The 24,127-nt window shown below is 72.5% G+C and carries 18 protein-coding genes; 11 read left to right on the top strand and 7 right to left on the bottom strand.

The genetic code is table 11. From position 1 onward, the window contains the following. Positions 1-780 (bottom strand): uroporphyrinogen-III C-methyltransferase, encoded by a 780-nt coding sequence (gene cobA / locus J2W45_RS12000; protein WP_310132138.1) that lies wholly within the window; start codon positions 778-780, stop codon positions 1-3. Further along, complete coding sequence (gene nirB / locus J2W45_RS11995) at positions 777-3,389, bottom strand: nitrite reductase large subunit NirB (RefSeq protein WP_310132137.1); 2,613 nt, start codon at positions 3,387-3,389, stop codon at positions 777-779. The genes cobA and nirB overlap by 4 nt, the downstream gene beginning before the upstream one ends. Before the next feature lie 219 nt (positions 3,390-3,608). On the opposite strand from nirB, the gene nirD reads away from it, so the two are divergent. Both nirD and J2W45_RS11985 read left to right on the top strand, forming a co-directional pair. Further along, a complete protein-coding gene (gene nirD / locus J2W45_RS11990) occupies positions 3,609-3,980 on the top strand; it encodes a nitrite reductase small subunit NirD (protein ID WP_310132133.1) in 372 nt (123 codons plus the stop codon). After that, positions 3,977-4,711, top strand: a complete 735-nt coding sequence (locus J2W45_RS11985) for a sirohydrochlorin chelatase (protein ID WP_310132131.1) — start codon at positions 3,977-3,979, stop codon at positions 4,709-4,711. Before nirD ends, J2W45_RS11985 begins: the two co-directional genes overlap by 4 nt. On the opposite strand, the gene J2W45_RS11980 is transcribed toward J2W45_RS11985, so the two are convergent. Continuing rightward, positions 4,677-5,009: a hypothetical protein gene (locus tag J2W45_RS11980; RefSeq protein WP_310132129.1), complete on the bottom strand. Its 333-nt coding sequence runs from the start codon at positions 5,007-5,009 to the stop codon at positions 4,677-4,679. The genes J2W45_RS11985 and J2W45_RS11980 overlap by 35 nt on opposite strands. A gap of 35 nt (positions 5,010-5,044) precedes the next feature. Here J2W45_RS11980 and J2W45_RS11975 point away from each other — a divergent pair, with 35 nt between their 5' ends. Together J2W45_RS11975 and J2W45_RS11970 are read left to right on the top strand one after the other, a co-directional pair. Continuing rightward, positions 5,045-6,007 carry an NAD-dependent epimerase/dehydratase family protein gene (locus tag J2W45_RS11975; protein WP_310132127.1) on the top strand — a complete coding sequence of 321 codons (963 nt, stop codon included), beginning with the start codon at positions 5,045-5,047 and terminating at the stop codon, positions 6,005-6,007. Between the two features lie 34 nt (positions 6,008-6,041). Next, a complete protein-coding gene (locus J2W45_RS11970) occupies positions 6,042-6,917 on the top strand; it encodes a serine hydrolase domain-containing protein (protein ID WP_310132126.1) in 876 nt (291 codons plus the stop codon). Positions 6,918-6,922: 5 nt separating this feature from the next. On the opposite strand, the gene J2W45_RS11965 is transcribed toward J2W45_RS11970, so the two are convergent. Next, on the bottom strand, positions 6,923-7,825 hold the full coding sequence (locus tag J2W45_RS11965; RefSeq protein ID WP_310132125.1) for an NAD(P)-dependent oxidoreductase: 903 nt from the start codon (positions 7,823-7,825) through the stop codon (positions 6,923-6,925). A gap of 62 nt (positions 7,826-7,887) precedes the next feature. Then, positions 7,888-8,667, bottom strand: coding sequence for an alpha/beta fold hydrolase (locus J2W45_RS11960; RefSeq protein ID WP_310132124.1), 780 nt, complete (start codon positions 8,665-8,667; stop codon positions 7,888-7,890). Positions 8,668-8,719: 52 nt separating this feature from the next. On the opposite strand from J2W45_RS11960, the gene J2W45_RS11955 reads away from it, so the two are divergent. Continuing rightward, complete coding sequence (locus tag J2W45_RS11955) at positions 8,720-9,133, top strand: MarR family winged helix-turn-helix transcriptional regulator (RefSeq protein ID WP_310132122.1); 414 nt, start codon at positions 8,720-8,722, stop codon at positions 9,131-9,133. Position 9,134: 1 nt separating this feature from the next. Here J2W45_RS11955 and J2W45_RS11950 read toward each other — a convergent pair whose 3' ends face one another. Together J2W45_RS11950 and J2W45_RS11945 are read right to left on the bottom strand one after the other, a co-directional pair. Next, on the bottom strand, positions 9,135-9,932 hold the full coding sequence (locus tag J2W45_RS11950) for an SDR family oxidoreductase (protein WP_310132119.1): 798 nt from the start codon (positions 9,930-9,932) through the stop codon (positions 9,135-9,137). Continuing rightward, entirely contained in the window at positions 9,929-10,348 is a 420-nt protein-coding gene (locus J2W45_RS11945) for a nuclear transport factor 2 family protein (RefSeq protein ID WP_310132117.1), read from the bottom strand. Before J2W45_RS11945 ends, J2W45_RS11950 begins: the two co-directional genes overlap by 4 nt. A gap of 55 nt (positions 10,349-10,403) precedes the next feature. Between J2W45_RS11945 and J2W45_RS11940 the strand changes: the two genes are divergently transcribed. From J2W45_RS11940 to J2W45_RS11915, 6 genes are all read left to right on the top strand, one after another. After that, a complete protein-coding gene (locus J2W45_RS11940; RefSeq protein WP_310132115.1) occupies positions 10,404-11,051 on the top strand; it encodes a TetR/AcrR family transcriptional regulator in 648 nt (215 codons plus the stop codon). Positions 11,052-11,151: 100 nt separating this feature from the next. Beyond that, positions 11,152-12,081, top strand: coding sequence for a hypothetical protein (locus tag J2W45_RS11935; protein WP_310132113.1), 930 nt, complete (start codon positions 11,152-11,154; stop codon positions 12,079-12,081). 180 nt (positions 12,082-12,261) lie between these two features. Beyond that, the gene (locus J2W45_RS11930; protein WP_310132110.1) at positions 12,262-13,863 is read left to right on the top strand and encodes a LuxR C-terminal-related transcriptional regulator; all 1,602 of its coding nucleotides are present in this window, start codon (positions 12,262-12,264) and stop codon (positions 13,861-13,863) included. Between the two features lie 28 nt (positions 13,864-13,891). Then, positions 13,892-15,676 carry an ABC transporter ATP-binding protein gene (locus tag J2W45_RS11925; protein WP_310132108.1) on the top strand — a complete coding sequence of 595 codons (1,785 nt, stop codon included), beginning with the start codon at positions 13,892-13,894 and terminating at the stop codon, positions 15,674-15,676. 20 nt (positions 15,677-15,696) lie between these two features. After that, on the top strand, positions 15,697-16,407 hold the full coding sequence (locus tag J2W45_RS11920) for an energy-coupling factor transporter transmembrane component T (RefSeq protein WP_310132105.1): 711 nt from the start codon (positions 15,697-15,699) through the stop codon (positions 16,405-16,407). Between the two features lie 151 nt (positions 16,408-16,558). Beyond that, positions 16,559-24,112, top strand: a complete 7,554-nt coding sequence (locus J2W45_RS11915; protein WP_310132104.1) for a DUF5979 domain-containing protein — start codon at positions 16,559-16,561, stop codon at positions 24,110-24,112. Positions 24,113-24,127 lie beyond the last annotated feature (15 nt).

The raw sequence follows: 24,127 nt of genomic DNA, 5'->3' as shown, positions 1-24,127 counted from the left end.
TCACGGTCCCGTCGCCGCTGCAGCGTCGGCGAGGGCCGCGGCCGCGTGGGCGTCGCCGTCGCGCGCCAGCCGGACGACCTCACCGATGACCACGACGGCCGGAGAGCCGACGCCGGCCCGAGCCGATTCCGTGAGGATCGTGGAGAGCCGGCCGAACGTGGTCCTCTGTCGGGCGGAGTAGCCCTGCTCCACGACAGCGACCGGCATCTGCGGATCCATCCCGAAGCGGGCGAGGCCGGCGGTGATCGAGGGGAGGTTCATGATGCCCATGAGGATGACGATGGTGCCGCCGAGCCCGGCCAGGTGCTCCAGCTCGCCGGGGGAGAGCGGGGCGTGGCCGGACACGACCGTGAACAGACGGGACATGCTCCGGTGCGTCACCGGGATGCCTGCCGCCGCCGGCACCGAGATCGCGCTGGTGACACCGGGGATGACCCGCACGGGGATGCCCGCGAGCCTGCATGCCTCCACCTCCTCGCCGCCGCGACCGAAGACGAAGGGGTCGCCGCCCTTCAACCGCACGACCGCGGAGCCATTCCGGGCGTGGGCGACGAGAAGGCGTTCGATCTCGTCCTGCGGGATCGGATGGTGGCCGGGACGCTTGCCGACATCGATCAGCTCCGCGCGCGGCGCGAGCGCAGTCAGCGTCTCGTGGGGCGCCAAGCGGTCGTAGAGCACCACATCCGCCGCCTCCAGCGCGCGCACCGCGGCGACGGTCAGCAGGTCGGGATCGCCGGGGCCGCCGCCGACGAGGGTGACGTTCCCTGTGCGGGAGATCATCGGACGTGTGTCCACGGGGTGCCTCCCTCCGTCGCCGCCCCGGACCGGACCGGGATGGTCGGTCCGGCGACGAGCACAGCGCCCGCCGCCTTCTCCTCAGCCGTGGCGGGGCGCAGCTGGCCGCGCTCCTCCACCCGGGCGATCGACGGGTCGGGGGTCGCCGGCGCGTTCACGAACGAGCGGAACCGGCGCAGCCGCTCCGGGTCGCGCAGGGTCGCTGCCCACTCGTCCTCGTACGTGTCGACGTGGACCGCCATGGCGGCCTCCAGCTCTGCGCCGAGGCCGAGGGAGTCCTCGACGACCACCTCGCGGACATGATCGACGCCGCCGTCGAGCTCCTCCATCCACCGGGCCGTGCGCTGGAGCCGGTCGGCGGTGCGGATGTAGTACATGAGGTAGCGGTCGATGTAGCGGATCAACGTCTCGTCGTCGAGGTCGGAGGCGAGCAGCTGGGCGTGTGCCGGCTGGAAGCCGCCGTTCCCGCCGACATAGAGGTTCCAGCCCTTGTCGGTGGCGATCACGCCGACGTCCTTGCCACGCGCCTCAGCGCACTCCCGCGCGCATCCCGAGACGCCGAATTTGAACTTGTGCGGCGCGCGGAGGCCGCGGTAACGCAGCTCGAGGTCGACGGCCATCCGCACCGAGTCCTGCACGCCGTAGCGGCACCAGGTGGAGCCGACGCAGCTCTTCACATTCCGCAGCGCCTTGCCGTACGCCTGCCCGGACTCGAAGCCCGCGTCCACGAGGATCCGCCAGATCTCGGGCAGCTGCTCCAACCGGGCGCCGAACATGTCGATGCGCTGCCCGCCGGTGATCTTCGTGTACAGGCCGAAGTCGGTGGCGACCTGCGCGATCACCGCCAGCTTCTGCGGGGTGATCTCGCCGCCGGGGATGCGCGGGACCACCGAGTACGTGCCGTCCTTCTGCATGTTGGCGAGGGCACGATCGTTGGTGTCCTGCAGCTGGCCTCGGCCGCCGTCGAGCGGGTATTGGCTGTGCTGGCTGGCGAGGATGGAGCCGACGACCGGCTTGCAGATGTCGCAGCCACGGCCGGAGCCGAGACGGGTGACGGTCTCGTCCCAGCTGGTCAGGCCAAGGACCCGGATGGATTCGAACAGCTCCTGCCGCGACAGTTCGAAGTGCTCGCACAGCGCGTGGGAGACGGTGGCGCCGGAGCGGGTGAGCTCGGCCTCCAGGATCTTCTTGACCAGCGGCACGCACGAACCGCACTGCGTGCCGGCCCGGGTGCAGGCCTTCAGCTCGCCGAGATCGTGGCAGCCTTCTTCGACCGCGGCACGGACGGAGCCGGAGGTGACGTTGTTGCACGAGCACACCAGCGCGTCGTCGGGCAGTGCGCCACCCGTGGGCGGCTCGGCTCCGGCAGCCGACAGGTAGGCAGCCGGTTCCGCGTCGAGCGCGCGGCCGAGCAGCGGCCGCAAGCCGGCGTACGGGGAGGCGTCGCCCACGAAGACGCCGCCGAGCAGCGTCTTGGCGTCGTCGCTCACCACGAGCTTCTGGTAGAGGCCTCGTGCGGGGTCGGCGTATACGATCTCCAGCGCGCCCGGCTCACGGGCGAAGGCGTCACCGAAGCTCGCGACGTCGACGCCGGAGAGCTTCAGCTTGGTCGCGTCGTCGACCGTCGTGAACGTCGCGTCGCCGCCGAGCAGCCGGTCGGCCACGGTCTCGGCCATGGCATTCGCGGGCGCGACCAGGCCGACGGTGCGGCCGTCGATGGCGGCGACCTCGCCGATCGCCCAGATTGCGGGGTCGGAGGTGCGGCACGCCTCATCGACGACGATGCCGCCCCGCTCCGCGGTCGCGAGCCCGGCCTGCCGGGCCAGTTCATCTCGGGCACGGATCCCGATGGCGAAGACGACGACGTCCGCCGGAATGGTGCGGCCGTCGGTGCACCGCACGGCGGTGGGACGGCCCTCGCCGTCGAGGTGGATCTCGCGCGGCCGCGTCCCGAGGTGGAGGTCGATGCCGCGCGCCGATATCAGCCGGCCCAGCGCCTGCCCGGCTCCCTCATCGAGCTGCGCCGACATCAGCCACCCGCCGGAGTGGATGATGACGGCCTCGGCTCCCAGCGCGGCGGCGCCGCCGGCGGCCTCGAGGCCGAGCAGCCCGCCTCCGGCGACCGCGACCCGTGGAGGACGGCCGAGCACGCGCCGCAGGTCGGCGATCTCGGCGACCAGGGCATCCACATCGTCGATGGTGCGATAGACGCGGGAGGCCCCCGCTCCGGGGATGTCGGGGACGGGCGCCGAGGAACCGGTCGCGAGCACCAATTCGTCGTACGCGAGGACGGCGCCCGTCGAGGTCGAGACGGTCCGGGCGGCGCGGTCGATAGCGGTCGCGGTCTCGCCGACCCGGAGCTCGACCGCGGCATCCTCCCAGTGGGATGCCGGCTCGAGGGTGAGGTCGACGCTTCCGTCGGCCAGGCGCTTGCTCAGCTGCACACGGTCATAGGGGAGGTACGGTTCCTCGGCGAGGACGACGATCGAGCGGTCGCCGCCTCCGCGCGAGACCAGTGCATCCACGAGGCGGTGAGCGGCTGGGCCGCCCCCCACGATCACCGTTCGTCCGCTGCCTGTACGTCCGGTCGTCATGCGGCCCCCTCGGTTTCCAGCGGCTGCCGCCGCACCGGCGGGGATGTGCCCCGCCTGTGCCATCCGAGCGTACGGGTGCGTGGTTTCCTGTGAATTTCGCGGTTGTAACCGCGCGTTAACACGCGCCGCACACCTTCGCGCGAGTGCTGTGAGAACCGGTTCACGGAGACGTTACAGAGGCCGACGTCGCCCGAAACACGGTCTCCATAGGCTCGGGGCATGACGATCACGCAGAGCCCCCGTCGTCCGCAGTCCCGGCAGGACGACTGGATCCGCGCCTGTCGCGTCGGCGACCTCGAGCCGTCCTGGGGGGAGGCGGTGCTGCTGCGGATGCGGCAGATCGCGCTCTTCCTCCTCGGTCCGCGCGAGGTCTACGCTGTCGCCCACGAGGACCCGGATGGCGGCGCTCCCGTGATGGCGCGCGGCATCGTCGGGTCGCGGGGCGACCGCCCGACCATCGCCTCCCCGCTGCACAAACAGGTCTACGATCTCGGAACCGGCGAGTGCTTCACCGATCCGGCACTGACGCTGCAGACCTTCCGCACCCGCATCGTCGGCGGTTTCATCGAGATCGAAGTGGAGGAGGCGTGACGACCGCCGTGATCGCCGCCTCCCACGGCACCTCTTCGCCGGCGGGTCAGGCCGCCGTCCGCCGCCTGGTGGAGGCGGTGGACGCGGCCGTCGCGTCGCCGGTGCTCGGCTGCCACGTGGACGTCGAGCAGCCGGACGTTCCGTCCGCCCTCTCGGCGGCCGCCGGTCTCGCAGACCGGGCCACGATCGTGCCGCTGCTGCTCTCCGCCGGCTACCACGTCTTCGTCGACCTGGCCGAGAGCGCAGCGGCGGCGGCCCTGCCGACAACGGTCACCGGGGCACTCGGCCCGGACGACCGGCTCGTGGAGGTGCTGCTACGTCGGCTCCAGGAGGCCGGCCTGCGCGACACGGACGCGGTCGTGCTCGCCGCGGCAGGATCGTCCGACGCCCGGGCGGTGACCGACTGCCGGACCATGGCAAGGCTGCTCGCCTCCCGCATCGGTCGGCCGGTGACCGCGGGCTTCATCTCGGCGGCCGCGCCCGACCTGTCGACGGCGGTGTCGATGGCACGGGCTGGGAATCCCGGCGCCCGTGTGGTGGTGGCTACGTATTTGCTGGCGCCTGGCTACTTCGCATCCCTCGCTCGGACGGCGGGCGCCGACATGGTGACGGAACCGCTGGTGACGGCGGAGTCGACACCTGCGGAGCTGGTGGAGGTGGTGGTGGATCGGCTGCTGACCGGGCTCAGCGGGGCCGTTACGGGTTCAGCTGGTCGTCGATCGCGTCCTTGAAGGCGCGTAGTTCGAGGGTGTCGCCTTCGTAGACCTTGCCCTGGTCGCTCCAGCTGAGCGCCAACGTGCCGATCTCGTCGTCACCGGTCACCTCTGCGCCCTGGAAGCGGATGTGATCGATGATGTCGTCGTGGCTCCCGCCGCCCTGCTCGTCGTCGAAGAAGTAGATCCTGTCCGCCGTGAGAACGAGACGGCCCTCGTGCCGGCCGTCCTCATCCAATCGGTCCACAGTCACTTGCGCGATCGCCTGCTCGCCCGCGGGGAGCCTGTCCGGGTGGCCTTTTCCGTGTTCAACCATGACGGCACCATAGACCATGCGGGTTTACTGGACGCATGCGAAGCGTCCTCGTTCTCGGTGGAACCGGCTGGCTCGGGCGCGCGATCGTCCGCGAACTGCTCGCAGAGGGCGCCGAGGTGACGTGCCTGGCGCGCGGCGAGTCCGGGTCGGTGCCGGACGGGGCGCGGCTGGTGCGCGCCGACCGGCGGTCGCCCGGCGCCTACGACGAGGTGCTGCGCGACTGGGAGGAGGTGATCGAGCTGGCCTGGGAGCCGGGCCTCGTCACGTCGGCCGTGGAGGCGCTCGCCGACCGCGCCGCCCACTGGACCCTGGTCTCCACCGTGTCCGTCTACGCCCGCAACGACCAGCCCGGCGGCGACGAGTCCGCGGCGCTGGTTGAACCCGCCGACCTGTCGCAGTATCCCGACGCGAAGGTCGCCGCGGAACGCGCGACGGCCGCTCGCCTCGACTCGCGCCTCCTGATCGCACGGCCGGGACTGATCGTCGGGCCGGGCGACCCGAGCGACCGGTTCGGGTACTGGCCGGCGCGCTTCAGCCGTACCGGACCGGCCCTCGTTCCGACGACTGAAGGCCGCTTCGTGCAGGTGATCGACGTGGCCGACCTGGCGGGCTGGATCCAACGGGCGGGAAAGGCGGGGCACGTCGGCGTTGTGGACGCCGTCGGTGCAGCCATCCCGATGCAGGAGTTCTTCGAGGCGGCGGTCGATGTCAGCGGGTACGACGGAGACTCGGTGACCGTCGACGACGATGCGCTCCTCGCCGCCGACGTGCACTATTGGGCCGGCCCGCGGTCGCTTCCGCTGTGGCTGCCGCTGTCCGACTCGGGGTTCGCGCAGCGCTCTGGCCGCGCGTACCTGGATGCGGGCGGGACGCTGCGACCGTTGCGGGACACACTGGCGGACGTTCTCGCCGACGAACAGGCGCGCGGCGTCGACCGTCCGCGGCGATCCGGGCTCACCGCAGCCGAGGAGGCCGCGATCGTGTCGGGCGTGACGTAGAAGCGCGTGCTCCGGACGAGATAAGAATAGGGACATGACCGCCGCCGATGCCCTCCTGACCCGTTTCGTCCGAACCGTCGACCGGGAGGGGCTGGGCGTCTACGGCGCCCACGCGCTCGTCGGCGACGAGGAGGCACAGCACCGCTGGCGCAGCGACGACCGGGTCAACCTGTACTCGGTGTCCAAGGGCGTGAGCGCCCTGGCCGCCGGGATCGCCGTGGACGAGGGCATCCTGTCCCTCGACACGACCGTCGCCGAGGCCCTCCCGCAGCTGGAGCTCGGCGAGGGGGTCGAGCGGGTGACGCTCCGCCACCTGCTGACCATGACGAGCGGCATCCCGTTCCAGTGGTTCGGCGACCAGCCGGTGCCCGGAGCGGATCTCGCGCAGGAGATGCTCCGGCACCCCACCCGCGGCCCCGGCGAGCACTTCCTCTACACCGACTCCAGCCCCTACGTCGCGATGCGGATGCTCGGCGTCGCCGTCGGCGACGTGCGCGACTGGCTGCTCCCGCGGCTCTTCGAACCCCTCGGCATCGACAACCCGCAGTGGATGCGCTGCCCGCTCGGCTGGATCGTCGCGGGCACCGGGCTCGAACTCCGCACCGAGGAGCTGGCCCGCATTGGCCGGGCGCTGCGCGACCGTGGCGAGTGGAACGACACGCACATCGTCAGCGCCGCGTGGATCGACGGGATGCACACCGACTGGACGGAGACCGGCGAGACCGGTTCGTCGGCGCACTACGGGATCGGGACGTGGGAGGGCCCCTCGGGCCTGTGGCGCTTCGACGGACGCTACGGCCAGTACGTCGTCGTGGATGACTCCCACGGCGCCGTCCTCACGGTCACGGCGCACGAGGAGTTCCGGACGGGCCGCCTGCTGGAGGTCGCGCACGAGGCGCTGCTCGGCTGAGGCGGCTACCGCAGGTCGCGCCGGGCGAGTTCCTCCAGCATCCGCACGCCGAGGAGCTCGCCGGGCGCCGGGCCGAAACGGGCGAGCGCCTCCCGGTGGAGGTCCGCGGATGCGTCGAGCACCGGCGACGGGGTCGCGCTCGCACGCGCCAGCGCCGCGACGGCATCCAGCTCCTCCACGACCCGGTCGACGCCGAACGTCTCCAGGTAGTCGCCGTGGAACACCTCCGGCACATGACGGCTGAGGGCGATGCTGCTGCCCGCGCTTTGCGCCAGGAGCGCCTGCAGATGCTGGGGCGCGAGGCCGTGGGCCTCGCCGATGAGCAGGGCTTCGCCGGCCGCGACCGCGTTCGCGAACCACAGCGCGTTCGCCAGCAGTTTCACGATGTGCCCGTCACGTGGATGCGGGCCGCAGACGCGCATCCCGTCGCCCGCTGCGAGCCTGCTCAGGATGGGCAGGGCCCGGTCGACCGCGTCCGGTGCGCCGCCGATGTAGAACGTGAGCGTGCCGGCGGCGGCGTCGTCCGGGCCGCCTCCCATCGGCGCCGCAACCGCATCGATGCCTCGTTCGGCTGCTTCGTCGGCCAGGGCGGACGCTCGGGCCGGGTCGCCGGAGGTGAGGTCGAGCCAGAGCGCTCCCTCGGGTAGAGCGGGGAGCGCCTGGCGCATGGCCGCATCCAGTTCGTCCGGTCCGGGCAGCACGGTCACGAGCACGTCGCTCGATACGGCGAGGGCCGTCACCGAGTCCATCCAGGCCGCACCGCTGGCCTCCACGGCCTCGCGACGGGAGGCGTCGAGGTCGGAGGCGGCCGCGCCGAGGGGTGCGAGCCGGGCGAGCACTCCCGAGCCCATCCGGCCGACACCGACGACACCGATACGGACGCGGGGCGCGGAAGACGAGGGAGGCACCCATTCACACTGGCACAGCGGATCGTCGCGATCCAGGCGCTCGGGGCGTCAGGAAGACCCGGTCAGTTCAACCGCGCCAGGAAAGGGTCGATGACGGTCCAGGTCGCCGCGGGATTCTCGAGATGCGGCAGGTGGCCGGCCTCCGGAATCTCGGCGAACTCGGACGTCGGGATCGCGCCCGCGACCGCACGGCCGTAGGCGGGCGTCACGATCCCGTCGCTCTGCCCGTAGACGACCAGGGTCGGCACGTCGACGGCCCCGAGCCGGGCGAGCAGCGTCGGGTCGCTCATCGAGCGCCCGGCGAGGACGGCCATGGTCCGGCCGTTCGACTGCTGGATCGCGCGCTGCTCGTCGGTGAGGTCGGCGGGGTCCACGAAGCCGCGCTCGGGGTCGTGCCACGCGGCCTCGGCGAGGCCGCGTGCGTCGAGGGCGAAGAAGTCCGCGATCGGTTCGCCGTCCACAACGGCTCCGACGCCGTCGATGTCGACGACGGCGCGAAGGATGCCGGCGAACCTCGTGCCGGCAGCGGCTCGCACCGCCAGCTCGAGGGCGATCCAGCCGCCGATGGACGATCCCACCACCGTCACGTCGCGCGTCCCGTCGGCGAGCAGGCGTTCCAGGTAGGCGTCGGCGAGGTCCGCCACCGACCGGATGTCGTCGGGGAGCGGCGTCCCGTTCCAGCCGGGGTGGGTGGGGGCGAGAACGCGGTGCGTCGCGGCCAGGTGCGACACCAGCGGCGCGACGGTCTGGGGACCGCCGCCGCCGTGCAGCACGAGGGCGACGGGTGCATCGGGTTCGCCAGTGGGGAGCAGCTCGAAGTCGGGAGGAAGCGAAGGGCTCATGGGTCCATCCTAAATCAACATGTTTATATACGGATGTTGATAAGCTAGCACCATGACGACCGATCTGGAAGCACTCGGGCAGGCGATCAAGCGGGCGCAGTATCGCGACCACCGCACCATGGACGCCGCCCTGCAGGAGATCGGCGTCTCCCTCGTGCAGTGGGATGCGCTTCGGGCGATCGACCGGATGCCCAACGCCTCCGGGCACGACCTCGCGGTGGCGACCTTCCAGAGCGATCAGGCGTTCAGCACGCTGGCGAATCGGCTCGTCGACCGCGGCCTGATCGTGCGGACCGCCGGCCGCGGGCGTCGCATCGAGCACGCTCTGACCGAGGAGGGGCGACGGATGCTCGCCGCCGGGCACGCGATCGCCGACGACATCCTCGCTCAGCTCTTCAGCCCGCTCGACGAGGGCGAGCGGGCGACGCTCTCCGGCCTGCTGCAGAAGCTGCTCGCCGACGCCTGATTCAGCGGCGGGCCGGGTCGACGTCCATCCCGAGCGCGGCTCGATTCTGGCGCGCGAACGCCGGGTTCACGGGACGCGCCGTCACGGCCAGAGCGCGGAGGACGGGGCGTGGCACATGGCGGAGCGAGCCGGACCAGTGCCGTTCCTGCTGCACCGACCGGGCGAGCTCGTTCATCGTGATCGGCTCGCCGGCGATCTCGATCGTCTGACCGCGGGATGCCGGTTGCCGCGTCGCGGTCACCACCGTGTCGGCGACCTCGGCGGCCGAGACGAACCGGATCGGCCGGTCGCCCCGGCCGAAGACGAGAGGGCGACCGGTGGTTCCGGCGGTCTCGGCGAGGATGGCGCGCCAGGTCTCGAGGTAGGCGGGCGCCCGCACGATCGTCCCGGGGATGGTGCTCGCGAGCAGGTACTGCTCGGCGGCGTACTTGGCGCGGAAGAGGTCGAGGGGATGGTCCGGAGCGGCGCCGCTCACCGACATCAGGACGACCTGCGCTCCGGTCGCTGCTGCCGCGTCGATCAGGTTCGCGTTCCCGCGCTCGTCGATCTCTGCCGGACCGGCCCCGCGGCCGCCCAGGAATCCGTGCACGGCCGAGACGACCACGTCGGCTCCCGCCACGGCCGCATCCAACCCCTCCGGTCGGCGCACATCGGCGCCGGTCACTTTCACGGCCGGGTCGAGCAGCGCCCGGGCGCGGTCAACATCCCGCACGAGGACAGCGAGACGCTCGCCGAGGTCGAGGAGGCGGGTGACGATCAGGCGCCCCAGGAGCCCGCTTCCTCCGGCCACGACGATCATGGCGCGCTCTCGTGCACCTGCGTCGCGACCGCCTGATCGACGGTGGACGGGGTCTCGTCGACGGGTTCCAGATAGAAGCGCGCGGAGACCGCGCGATCTCCGTCCAGCGTGAAGACGATCACGCCCCGCATGAGGTGCGTCGTGCCGTCGAGACGCGTGCCCGACATCTCCCACTCGGACCACACGTCGTCCCCGTCGGCCGCCTGCCGGAGGATCGTGGCCTGGATGTCGGGGACGAAGTCGAAGATCCGGCCCCAATTGCTGCGCACCTGTGCGGTGCCGTCGAAGCCGCGGCCGGGATGCGCGGGCGTCTCGTTCCGGTAGCCCGGCGTGAAGCAGTCGACGAGCGCGTCGAGGTCGTGGCGGTTCGTCGCACCCCGAAGGCGGTCGAGGAACCCGGTGTTGTCTCTGGACATTGCTGCCTCGATTTCGTTACAGTCATCTGTAACTATTTCGAGTATGGGGCGTGGCATGGCGGGCGTCAAGCGGCAATACGACAGCGGGGCCCGGCGCGCGCGAGCGGAGCAGGTGCGAGCGCGCATCCTGGAGCACGCTCGCGACATCCTCCTCGCGGACGGGTACGCCGGGCTCTCGATCCCGGCGGTGGCTCGCGCCTGCGAGATCTCGGCCGAGTCGGTCTACAAGCGGTTCCCCGGGCGGGCGGCCCTCACCCGCGCGGTCGTCGAGGAGGCTCTGCGCGGGCTAGGGCCGGTGGATGCGGAGAGCCGGTCGGACACTCTCCCTGCGGACGACCTGCCCGCCCGGCTCGACGGGTGGGGACGCCTCGCCGCCGAAGTCTCTCCCCGGGTCGCGCCCGTCCTGCTCCTGGTCGACGCGGCCGCGGCCCACGACCCCGAGCTGGCGGAGCTCGCCCGGGCGCTCGCCGATGACCGGCGCACGCGGATGGGGCACAACGCACGCCGCCTGCTGGAGGCGGGGCACCTGCCCGCGGAACTTTCCCTCGAGCGCGCGACGGACATCCTGCTGGTCTACAGCTCGCCGCAGCTGTACGACATGCTCGTCGCGCGGGGCGGCTGGGGGCTCGACGAGTACGCGCGATTCGTCAGTGCGGGGATCGCGGCGCAGTTGTCCGGCGCGACTGCGCACGCGCCAGGGTGAAGCGAGGGTGAAATCGCGGCTGAAGCGTTGCCTTGTGCGTAAGGGTTCTCGGATTCTTTTCTACGTACCGCTAGCATTCGGGTGAGAACGGGGAGGATCGGTGGAGGACGGCGAGCAGCCGCTGGCGCGCGTGACGCGCGCGCGGCGACGAGTGGTGCGCGTCGCGCTGCTCGGCTTCGGGGGCGCAGGCCTCCTCACCGCTCTGGTCTTCCTGTTCCCCTCGGCGCCCGCGTCGGCCGCCGAGGGCGACCCGCCTCCGCACGGTTCGCTGCTCGGATCCGTCGTCCAGGGCGCCGTGGGGGCCGTGCTTCCCAGTACGCAGCCGTCGCAGGGCGCCGGTGGCGACTCCGGAGCAGGGCTCGGCGGGATCGTCGGATCCGTGCTCTCCCCGGTGACGAATGTCGTGGATCCCGTGGTCACGTCCCTCCCGGTCGTCGGCGGCGTCGTCGAATCGGTCGCCGGGTCGACGCCGACCGGGTCCGTCGTCGGTACGGTGGGCGGCATCCTGGACGGCGTCACCGGCTCAGGAGGAGGCGCCACGTCGCCGTCCGAGCCGCCGGCGAGCGGGCAGCCTGGGTCTCCCGGATCTTCGTCGCCGACGGATCCCTCCACGCCGCCCGCGGGTGACGGCACCCAGAGCGGGGCGGGCGGGAGCGCCACACCGGCCGAGCAGTCGCCAACCACGACGGCGACGACGTCGACGGCCGTGATTTCGACAGCGACGATCGGAACGCGGGGGTCCAACGCGACGTCGGCGTGGCCGGCTGCCGCCTCCGTCTCCGCTGCCGTCCCCAGCGGCGCGACTGCGGTGGCGGCACCCGCCGACGACCCGGCGCACGCTCCCGCCGCACACCTTTCGGCCTCGGCCGACGGCGTGCTGACCTCTTCGGGTTCGGGCGGCTCCGGCTCCGCCGCCGAGCAGACCGGCGCCTGGACCCCGCCCGCGGCGCCCCACGACACCTCCGCGCCGGCGCGCTCGCACGCGCCGACCTCCGCCCCGCCGGGCGAACACGACGTCAGCCCTGGCTGAACGCACCTCCGGATGGAGGCTTCACGCCTCCACTCACCAGGCACCCGTACCGGGTGCGAGCCGACGCGCACGCGCGCGCCTGGATCCGGAGAGCCGATCGCCCCTGAAAGCGGGCTGACGTCTCGCTTCCGGACGTCCAGGATGCGCCGACGCGCGCGTCCTGACTTCGGAGGACAGCTCGTGGAACGAGCGGAAAGCACGACAGAGACACCCGCAGCCGACCCTGGGGAGCGCCGCCTCTTCGAGGAGGCGTGGTCCCAGCTCGAGACGGCACTCGCCGAGGGGGGTCCGGATCCCGCGTCCGAGGTCGCCCGCCGCCGGTGGTTCGATCTCATCGCCGGGCCGGTCCCGAAACGCGCGGCCCCGCTCCGGCGGCTTCCGGCCGAGGAGCTGCGCGACCATCCGCTCCTCGCGCTGCTCGCCGGCCTTGACGATCCTGCTGCGCAGGCGCACCGGGTCGGCGGCCTGCTGCGGGCAGGGGAGGCCTCGGCCGTCCTAGGCGACCCGGCCCGGAGGGTGCGGAGGATCGACCGCGCCATCGTCCTGCTCGATCAGGCGCAGGTGCAGCTGGGGCTGGGGCGTACGCAGGGCGCGGCCGCGGCCGCCCGGGCGGCGGCGACCGAACTCGAGCACCTGAGTGCGGCGGACGTGCGGAACGTCGCGACCGTGGGCGGTCTGCACTCCCGCCTGGGAGCGACTCTGCTGTACAGCGGCGACCCCGGCAAGGCGCTCACCACGGTGGAGCGGGGGCTGGCGTACGCGCATCCACTCGACCCCGCAGCCGGACTGGGGAACGTCGCGATGCTCGCCCTGCTGCACGCCGGCAACGGCGACGGCGTCGAGGCGCGGCGCCACATTCTGACCGCGCGCTCCCACGCGGTGGAGCTGCGGAGGGACAACGTCGTGCTGCTCAACGTCGCGGACGCGATCGTCGCCCTCGACGCGCTGGACCCCGTGACCGCCCGCGCGCGGCTACGGGACGCCGACCCCGACCTCCGGACCACCCCGCACTGGTTGCCCTTCGTCGCGACGATGGCGACGGCGGAACTGGCGAGCGGCCACCCCGGGCGTGGGCTCGCGCACCTCGAGGAATCCGTCGGCCGGCGTGGCGCGGAGGCTCGCTCGCTGGCCGCGCGCGGTGCCCTCTCGGCGGTGCGGGCGCAACTGGAGCTCGCCCTCGGGCACCCGGCGTCGGCGGCGGCGCTGCTGGAGCGGGACGCGCCGCCTCCGGTCGACGCGGCTCTCGGCACCGCCCGCGTCGAGCTGGCGCTGGACCGGCACGGTGCGGCGCTCCAGCAGTTGCGGTCGATCTCCGGCGCTCTGCTGTCGACACGGCAGCGTGCGGAGGCGGCCGCGCTGGAGGCGGCGGTGCTGCTGCGCTTCGCGAACGAGGAGCGGGTGGGCCGGGCGGTCGACCACCTCGGGGCGATCCTCGAGGGCAGCGGCAACCTCCTGGCATTGTCGCTGCTCCCGGCCGCGGACCTCGAGCGGGTGGGACGGCAGCTGACAGCCCACGGCTACGGCGAGGGCCTCGCCGTGAACCGCCTCCGGCCGCTCATCCCGGACGTCAACCCGGACATCATCCTCACCGCCCGGGAGACGGCCGTCCTCGCGGCGCTGCTCGACCATCCCTCTCACAGCGCGATCGCCGCGCACCTCAACGTGTCGATCAACACGGTGAAGTCGCAACTGCGCAGCGCCTACCGCAAGCTGGGCGTCTCCAATCGGGACGAGGCGATCGCCGTCGCGCTCGACCGTCACGTGCTGGTGGAACGGGAGTGAGCGGCCCGGGATGCCGTAGCGTGGTGCCGTGCGCGTCCCGGGATTCGACCGCTCGCCGACCGAGCGGGGCGACGTGGCGGCAGCCGGGGCCGCCGCCGTCCTCGACGGCGTGGGGGTGCGGCACGAGGGCGCGACAGCGTGGACGCCGGACGGCGTCGACCTCGCGGTAGCGCCCAGCGAAGTGCTGCTTGTGCTGGGCCCGAGCGGCTGCGGGAAGTCGACCCTGGCGCTGACCCTGAACGGGCTGGTGCCGCACGCGGTTCCGGCCGAGCTGCACGGCTCGGTGATGGTCGGCGGGCGGTCGGCGCGCGACGCGACGGTGGCCGAGCTGAGCGAGCACGCGGCGATGGTCTTCCAGGATCCGGATGCGCAGCTCGTCACGCGCACGGTGCTCGACGAGGTCTGCTTCGGACCGGAGAACCGGCTCGTCCCCGCCGCGGAGATCGAGGTCCGCGCGGAGGCGGCACTTCGTGCAGTCGGCCTGTGGGAGCGGCGCCACGACGACCCGGACATCCTCTCGGGCGGCGCGAAGCAGCGGCTCGCGATCGCCTGCGCTCTGGCGCTGGAGTCGCCCCTGCTGGTGCTCGACGAGCCCACCTCGAACATCGACCCGGCGGGCGCGGACGAGGTGTACCGGGTGCTGGGTGCGCTCACCGGGCCGGGGTCCGCCCGCTCGGTGGTGCTGATCGAGCACGACGTCGATCGTGCGCTCGGCGTCGCGGACACCGTGCTGGTGCTCGACGGCGCGGGACGGCCGTTCGCACGCGGACCAGTGCGCGAGGTGCTCCGCGAGCGCGCGGAGGAGCTGGCCGCGCTCGGTGTCTGGCTTCCGGCGCCGACGGCCGCTGCGTTGCGGCTGCGGCGAGCGGGCGTGCGGCTCGACCCGCTGCCGCTCACTCCCGAGGAGCTGACCGACGCGCTGGCGGCCGCTGGTGCTGTGCCGGCCGGCGTGCGCGCGGAGGCGGCACCCGGCGCCGAGGTCGGGAGGCCGTCGGTCGGGGCGCCGGTCGCCGCGGCCCCGGTCGTCGCCGTCGACCGGCTGACCGTCGAACGCGGCGGCAGACGCATCCTGGACGATGTCTCCCTCCGCGTCGAACCCGGTGAGTTCCTCGCCGTCGTCGGCCCGAACGGCGCGGGCAAGACGACCTTGATCCAGGCGATCGCGGGCCTCCGACGGGCGCCGCGCGGTCGCGTCGCGGTCGGCGGCGCCGACCCGGCACGACGCCGTCGCGCGACCGAGGGCCAGGAGATCGGGTTCGTCTTCCAGAACCCGGAGCACCAGTTCGTCGCCACGACCGTGGAGGACGAGCTGTCGGTCGGCCTGCGGCGTCGGCGGCTGCCCGCGGCCGAGGTGCAGGAGCGCGTCGACCGGATTCTCACGGTGCTCGACCTCGACGCCCAGCGCGCGTCGCATCCGTTCCTCCTCTCGGGAGGCCAGAAGCGGAGGCTCTCGGTCGGCACGGCGCTCATCGCCGGCGCATCCGTGCTGGTGCTCGACGAGCCCACCTACGGGCAGGACCGCGCGCGGGCGGACGAGCTGCTGGGCCTGCTCGCGCGCCTCAACGCCGAGGGCACAACGGTGATCGTCGTGACCCACGACCTCGGGCTGATCGGCGACTACGCCACGCGCATCGCGATCGTCGACGACGGGCGGCTGGCGGCGGTGGATGCGACCAGCCGCATCCTCGCGGACCGCTCCCTGCTCGAGGCGCACGGCCTCCGGCAGCCTCCGCTCGCACGAGCGCTCGCCGCGGCCGCTGTTCCGGAGGCGCTGCGGGGGATCACCCGGCTGGCCGATCTCCCGGGGTCGTGATGACGGAGTCGGAGACAGGCATGCGCGTCGCCCCCGGAGCGCTGCGCCGTTTGAACCCGCTGGCGAAGGTCGCGGCGGTCGTCCCGGCCTGGATCGTCCTGCTCGTCGCCCGTGAGCCGGCCGTCGCGCTGTCGCTGACAGTTGGTGCGGTGCTGGTCGTGCTCGTGGGCGCTCGGCCGCGGGGCCGGACCCTCGCTCTTCTGCTCGTCGGGCTTCCCGCCGCCGCCCTGCTCATGACGGCGGGGTTCGCGCTGTGGGGGCATCCCGCCGGCGCGGTCCTCGCGGGGCTGACGACGGCGCTTCGCATCACGGCGCTGGTCGCCCTCGCCCTCATCGGGGGACTCACGACGACCGGACCCGACTTCGCCCGGGCGCTCACCGCGCAGCTGCGCATCCCGTACCGCTTCAGCTACACGGCCGTCGCCGCGTACCGTTTCGTGCCGCGCTTCGCCGCGGACGCCGCCCAGCTCGGACAGGCGCTGCGGCTGCGCGGGGTGGCGCCCGGACGAGGTACGGTCGCGGCCGTCCGGCGCGCATCCGCCGCGGCGGTCCCGCTGATCGCGTCGAGCATCCGGCACGCCGATCGGGTCGCGCTCGCCATGGAGTCGCGCGCGTTCGGAGCGCACCCGACGCGCACCGAGCGGCGGCCGATGCGGTGGAGGGCGCCCGACACGGTGTTCGTCGCGTTGTGCTGGGCGGCGACCGCTGCCCTTCTCGTCGTGCTGCCCTGAGTGTGCCCAGTGCGGGGGTGATCCGTCCCGCGCCCGGGTGAATCGGGGGTGAAAACGGCCATCTTGAGGCCCAGGGATCGGCAGACTCCGAATGCCCGACGGCGACGCGTGTTCCCGCACGCCCGCCCCCGTTCTGCCAGAAGGACACCTCGTGCTTACCCGACTCCGCTCGTTCCTCCTGCCGTCCCGTGCCCGCCACGTCGCCCGCCGGACGCTGCACGCCCCGGCCAGCGTCGCCGCCGGCGTCGTGCTCGCGCTGATCGGCGCCCTCGCCATCGGAGCGCCCGCTGCCAACGCGGACGACCTCGGGTCCGGCGTGCTGAACATCTCGAAGACGGCAGATGTCACCGAAGTGCAGCCGGGGCAGACCTTCCTCTACACGATCAACTACGGGTGCTCGTCGACCACGACGGGCTGTGTGAATGCGGTGCTCACCGACCCGGTGCCGGCACCGCTCCAGATCGTCGGCAAGCCGACCGTGGTCGGCGCGGGCAGCGTCACCACGACGGTGAACGGGAACACGGTGACGGTCGCCTTCGCCGACAACGTCCCGAACACCGTCCCGGCCAGCACGGGCCTCGCGGCCGGCACGACCGGCTCCGTCCAGATCCAGGTGACCATGCCGGAGGATGTGGCCAAGGACCAGGACGGCGTCACCCTGACCAACACGGCCACGTTCCAGGCCACCAATGCGTCGACCGTCGCCGGCGACGTGCCGGTGACCGTGCACGTGCCGGATGTGATCGAAGCGACCGTGTCGAAGACGTGGACCCCGTCGTCGACGCAGTACAACCCGGGCGAGACCTCGCAGGTCGCCCTGACCGTGAAGAACACCTCCAACATCCCGGCGAGCAGTCTCACCGTCGCCGAGCCGGCCGACCCGACGGCCGCCGGCAGCACTTTCGAGTACTACGACTTCGCCGGCTTCGGCGCCGTCACCTTCCCGGCCGGGGCCGATCAGGTACAGGTCGTCGCGGTGACCGCCGGCGGAGACGTCGCGGGACCGGTCGGGGCGGCACCCGCACTGCCGGCCGGCGTGCAGCCCGCGGACGTGACAGGTCTCCGCTTCGTCTTCTCCTCGTCGGCGGGCGCCACGATCCAGGCCGGCGGCTCCGCCGGTTCGGTGGCACTGACGCTCGCGCAGCGCGCGAACGGGCGCACCGGGGGCGGCAGCCTCGTCGCGGGCGGCACCCGCACCAACCAGGTCGGAGCGACCGTCAGCACGCCGTCCGGCGACGGCCAGGCGCCGCCCGCGAGCGCGCAGCAGGTCGTCGCACCGCTCACGGTCAGCGTCGCGGCGGGCAAGTCGTTCGTCGACCCCCAGATCCCGGCGGGCGAGTCGTCCGTGGCGACGGTCACTGCGAAGAACACGTCGACCGGCCCGCTCACCAGCCTGACCGTGCGGGAGCCCGGATCGGGGACGTTCTTCACCGACGACGTGACCTTCGGCGGCTTCACCGCAGGAGCCGCGTGGCCGCAGGGTGCGACCGCCGGGACCGTGCACTGGCTCGTCGACTCGGGCTCCGCTCCGGCCGACTCCGCGTTCGATCAGGCCTCCGGCCTCCCGGCAACGCCGACGCTGTCCTCCGGCCAGCACCTCACCGGCTTCGAGATCGTCTACACCGGCACGATCGCCACCGGCGCCTCCGCGAGCATCCCCTTCACCGTCAAGACCAGCACCGACGCCGGCCCTGCCGGGTCCGGCTTCGTCAGCTACGCGAACACCGTGGAGGTGGACGGCACCAACCCGGCGGGCACCGCGACCGACGACGCCACGGCGAACCTCGACGTGTACTTCCCCGAGGTGAAGCTGACCCTCGACAAGACGATCACGCCGAGCACGGTCGTCCCCGGCGGCACCAGCCTCGTGCAGCTCTCGGCGCAGACGCCGACCGGCACCAGCTCGGTCCGCCCGAACACGATCGTGATCACCGAGCCGCAGGACCCCGCATCCGCGGCGTACTGGAACGCGTTCGACGCCACCACCATCGCCTCCACGGGCGTCCCGGCCGGATCCACGCTCACCATCGAGTACACGACCGACGGCACGACGTGGAAGACGCTGACGGTGGTGGATGCGACGGCGGCTTCGAAGACCTACTCGGCCGTCCTCGACAATGTCCTGCCCAACGGCACGACACACACCCAGCTGCAGGGCCTGCGCTTCACGTTCGCCGACGCCGGCGGCTTCGGACAGGCCACGAACGTGAAGCCGGCCATCGGCTTCACCGCTCGCGCGCAGCTGCGCGACGGGAGCGGCCCGACCAACCCGGGCGCCTACCCGACGGTCACCCCGTACCAGAACTGCTCGCTCGCGCAGGCGTCCGGCACGGTGGCCGGGGGCACCGCGGTGACCAGCCAGCCCGCGGTCGACTGCGCCACCGCCGGAGTCCAGGCGACCACGGGCGGCCCGGGGCCGCTCCTCGCCGCCAAGAGCTGGGACGGCACCAAGGTCGTCCAGGCCCAGAGCGGAACCACCACCGGCGTGACGCTGGGCTGGGGCAGCCAAGTCAGCGGGATGAGCTCCATGACCATCCAGGACCCGGCCGTCCCGAGCCCGGTCGACGGCAGCGTTTTCGATGCCTTCGACCTCGCGCGGATCGACGCGATCACCGCGACGCCGACCCAGGGCGCCAGCTACGACCCGCTGATCCGGTGGGACCAGGTCTCGAAGGTGGAGCTGTTCGACGGCACGCAGTGGAACGACATCACCTCGTCGGCCTGCCCCAGTGCGGGCGCGTGCGACGGCGCCTTCCCCGGCTACACGCTGACTCCGGCCCAGCGCGCGAGCACCCAGGGTGTGCGCCTGACGGTGGTCGAGAGCCCGAACCGGGCGGTGCGCATCCAGGCCACCGGTGACCCGAGCGCGCCGGCCGTCGGCAGCGGTGTCGCGAGCGTCAGCGCCAGCAGCCAGCCGGGCGGTCGCAGCATCCACCTCGACCTGACCATCCGGAACAGCGCCCGCAGCGGCGGCCCGACCGACTGGGTCACCGGGAGCCGCACGTTCAACATGGCCGGCTCGCCCGGCGCGGTGGACAACAGCGTCCGCGTGACCGCACAGCCCGCGAGCGGGGCTCCGGTCGCCCGCGACGCGGACGACCACGTGACGATCGTCGACCCGACGTTCACGACGAAGGTCACCAAGACCGCCTCGCCGACGACGCTGGTGATCCCGCAGCCGGACGTGCCCGCGTCCGCCTACCCCACCACGACGTACACCACCACGGCGACGAACACGTCGACCAGCAACACCTGGCAGCTGCGTCTCTCCGATCCGACGGAGTGCGTGAACGCCGCCACTACCGACCCGTGCGTCTTCGCCCCGTACGACGCGGCCGGCAATCCGTTCGAGCAGTTCACGCTGACCAAGATCGCGGTCGACCTCTCGCAGGCGGCCGGCGTGCAGCCGTCGCAGAGCAGCGTCTCCGTGCTGCACCGCGCGGCCGACGGCACCGAGACCACCGAGACCCTCACGCTCGCTCAGGCTCAGGCGCTCACGTCCGCGCAGCTGAGCGACGTCGTGGCCGTCAGCGCACTCCTGCGCGGCACGAACGCCCAGGGCGCCGACGGCACCGGCGGCACCATAGCCCCGCAGCAGACGGTCGGGCTCACGCTGACCGCTCAGCTGCGGACGACGACGCGCACCGGAGGCGCCGCACCCGCACCGAGCACGGTGAACAACACCGCGCACGCGACGCTGCACGACGACGTCTACCCGGCCGTGCAGGCCGCCGACGCGCAGAGCGCCGCCGTTACCTTGCAGAACGGCAACCTCCAGGTCACGACCGGCAAGACCTTCAACCCGACGAGCACCCTTCAGGCGAAGCCGGCGGACCCGATCCAGGTCAACCTCCGCGCGCGCTCGACCGGCACACTGTCGCCGAAGCTGCTCGTGATCGAGGATTCGGACGACTCCTTCTGGAACGCCTTCACCCTGAAGTCGTTCACCCTGCCGAACACGCCGACCGGCGCCGACCGCGTCCAGGTGGATGCGCGCACCGGCCAGGGCGCGTCCGCGCAGTGGCAGAGCGGGACGCCGACGGCTCTCGGCTCGGCCGCGCTGCCCGCGGGCGTCGCGGCGGCGGACGTGACCGGCCTCCGGTTCACGTACTCGCGCGCGGACGGCGCCGCGTTCGCCGCATCCAACGACGTCGACGAGGTCACGCTCGCGCTGTCGCTGCGGACGACGCTCCGCGACGGCAGTGGTCCGGTGACCTCGACCGCCGTCGCCCAGCCCATGCCCGGCGAGACCGCCGCGGGCACCGTGTCCGACACCGTGACCGCCGACGCCTCCTACAACGACGTGCACGCGCAGCAGGCGACCGCGAGCGCGAACTTCACCGTCGACCCGGGCACGGCCAAGCTGGCCGTCGAGAAGACGAGTCCGGGCCAGGCGGCTTCCGGCCGCGAGGTGAACTGGACGCTGCGCTTCAAGAACACGGGAACCGGCATCCTGCCGAACCCGGTGGTGACCGACACGCTCCCCGTGGACGGCTCGCTGCTTTACGTGCCGACGAACGTGCCGGTCTACAGCACCTCGACGGGCGGGACGCTGCCCACCGACGGAGCGACCATCACGCGAACCTACGACCCCGCGTCGCGGACGATCCGGTTCACCTGGCCCGCGGGCTCGCAGCTGGCACCCGGTGAGACGTACAGCGTCACCATCGCCCTGCAGATCAAGCCGGGCCTCCCGCCGTCGAGCACCGCGCTCAACACCTTCGGCGTGAGCACGGATCGTCAGCTCGCCTCCGCCGACTGCACCGCGCTGAACCCCGGCAACGGTCGCGCGGTGACGTTCGCGGCGAACACCTGCTCGACGAGCAACGTCGTCACGACGCTCTCGCAGGGCTCGTTCACGGCCTCCAAGGGCGTGAAGTCCTCCACAGGGCTGGCGCAGAACACGGTGAACCCGGCCCTGCCGTGCACCGCGGACAGCGACGGCTACTACCGCTACCCGTGCGCCGCGGTCAGCGCGATCGGCGCGATCGACGACTGGAAGCTCGAGATGGTCAACGGCGGGAACGTCGCCGCCAAGACGCTCACGGCGGTCGACGTGCTGCCCTACCCGGGTGACACCGGCGTCGTGGACTCGTCGCCGCGCGGGTCCGTGTACACCCCGCGCTTCAACGGCGACCTGACGTTCCTCCCGTCGGTGGATGCGGCCGGGGCGACCATGTCGTGGTTCGTCACGACCGCGGCGAAGCCGTGCGCCGCCGACATCACGCCGGGCCAGTCGTGCCCCGCGGGATCGTGGCTGCCGGCGAGCCAGCTCGGCTCCGGCATCCAGGCCGCCGATGTCACGGGCCTCAAGATGGTCTTCGACTTCAGCGGCACCGCCACGGGGACGCTGGCCGCGGGCGCCACGGTGAAGGTCACCTACACGAGCACGAACATCCCGACCACCGCCGCAGGAGACCACCGCGCGCCGGTTTCCGCGCCAGTCACCGCCGTCCGGGCCTGGAACTCGTTCGGCTTCTACCCGACCTATGTCTCGGGTTCGCAGCCGGCCGGACCGCAGGAGCCGATCAAGGCGGGCGTCATCCTCACCGGCGGCCCGCTGCAGATCACGAAGACGGTCACGGGCGCGGCGGCGCAATACGCCCCGGCCAGCTTCCAGGCCGACGTCTCGTGCACGGTGGGCGGCGTCGCCGTCGATCTCGGGACCAACGCCTCCGTCACGCTGAGCGCGGCGAACCAGTACACGGCCCGCATCGATGGCATCCCGACCGGCGCGCAGTGCGCGGTGACGGAGCACGGCTCCGCCGGGTCGTACGGCGAGTCCAGCCGAAGTGTCACCCCGGGTTCGGTCACGATCGCGGCGGCCGACGCCACGGCCCCCGTCCCGGCTGCCCAGAAGGTCGCCATCGTCAACGACTACGGCACCGCGGACCTGACCGTCTCCAAGCACGTGGACACGGCCGCGACGGCCGGCACCTTCGGGCCGTTCGGCGTCGGCGTCACGTGCACCGCCCCGCTCGGCCAGAGCATCCCGCTCGCCGCCGGGGACGCGGCGTTCTCCCTGCAGGACGGTCAGTCGCACACCATCGCCGGCCTGCCCGCACACGCCTCCTGCGTCGTAACCGAGACGGACCCGGCCGGGGCCGCCGCGGCTCCGAACCACGTCGGCTTTTCGGTCGACGGCGCGGCCGCCACGGACGGCAGCCAGGCGACGATCGCCCTCGGCGACAGCGGACAGCCGACGACCGCGGAGATCGTCAACCACTACGCCGCCGGTGCGCTGGCGATCACCAAGATCGTCGACGGGGATGCCGCGGGCGACTACGGCGACGGACCCTTCACCGTCCACGCGACGTGCGTCTATGACGGCGACCAGACCCTGTTCGACGGCGACGTGGTGATCCGCGGCGGCGAGACCCTCACCGTGCCCGGGCTGTTCCCGGTCGGCACCCAGTGCTCGGTGGCCGAGACCACCGACGGGGGCGCCACCGGCCACACCGTCGACACGCCGACCGTCACCATCCCCGGCGCCGCCGACGGCAGCATCCCGACCGTGACGGTCAGCGTGACCAACACCTTCTCGGCCGGCAGCGTGAGCATCGTCAAGCAGCGCACCGGCGACGGCGTCGCCCGCTACGGCGACGGACCGTTCACGGCGCAGCTCGTCTGCACCTGGCAGAAGGACGGCGCGACGCTCACCATCCCGCTGCCCGACGGCGGACAGGTGACGCTGGATGCGGCCAACGGCTACAGCGCGACGGTGACGGGCCTCATCCAGGGCGCCCACTGCGACACGACCGAGACCGGTACGGGCGGCGCCACGGCCGTCGCGGTGACGCCGTCCGGAGGGGTGACGGTTCCGGCCGGCGCGCCTGCCGAGGTGACGATCACCAACACCTTCGCTACCGGCTCGCTCGTCATCGACAAGAAGCGCATCGGCGACGGGGTGGCGTCCTTCGGCGCCGGACCGTTCACCATGGCCGTCGTCTGCACCTACGACGTGGACGGCGTGGTCACCCCGATCGCCCTGGCCGACGGCGGGAAGGTCGTCCTCTCGAAGGCCAACGGCTACACCGCGACGATCGACGGCCTCATCGCCGGCGCATCCTGCTCGATCACCGAGACGGATGCGGGTCTCGCCACCGCCACCACGATGGACCCCGCCGACGGCACGGTCGTGATCGGCGCGGGCGCGGCGGCTACCGTGACGGTCACCAACCGCTTCGATGTCGGGCACCTGAAGATCGCGAAGGCGGCGGACCGGCCCACGGCGGCGGTCGGCGACAGCATCACCTACACGATCACGGTGACGAACGACGGCCAGCTCGACGCGAAGGATGTGGCGGTGACGGACCTGCTCCCGGGCGGGCTGCGCGTCACCCGCACGAGCCCCGCGGCCACGACGACCGCCGACGGCAACCTCCACTGGGTGCTGCCGGGTGTCGCTCGTGGAGCCACCGCGACGATCACGGTGGTCGCGACGCTGATCGCCCCGCAGGACATCACCAACCGTGCGACGGTGGAGATGCCCGCGGGCCCGTGGGACGCCTCCACCGGTGACGGACGCTGCGGCGACGCGGCGACCGCGTGCGCTACGGTGACGGACCCGGGCGTGCACGGTCTGGCGAGCACCGGCAGCGACCTGCTGGCGTCCGGCGCCTGGGCACTGACGGCGCTTGCCGCCCTCGTGGCCGGCATCGGCCTGATGCTGCTGCGCCGCCGCCCCACACTCCGGAAGCGATGAACCAGACCCGATCTG

Origin of the sequence: Leifsonia shinshuensis (assembly GCF_031456835.1) — a bacterium.
Taxonomy (GTDB): Bacteria; Actinomycetota; Actinomycetes; order Actinomycetales; family Microbacteriaceae; genus Leifsonia; species Leifsonia shinshuensis_C.
Note: the sequence above shows the minus strand (reverse complement) of the source record. Positions and strands in the feature narration are given on the sequence as shown.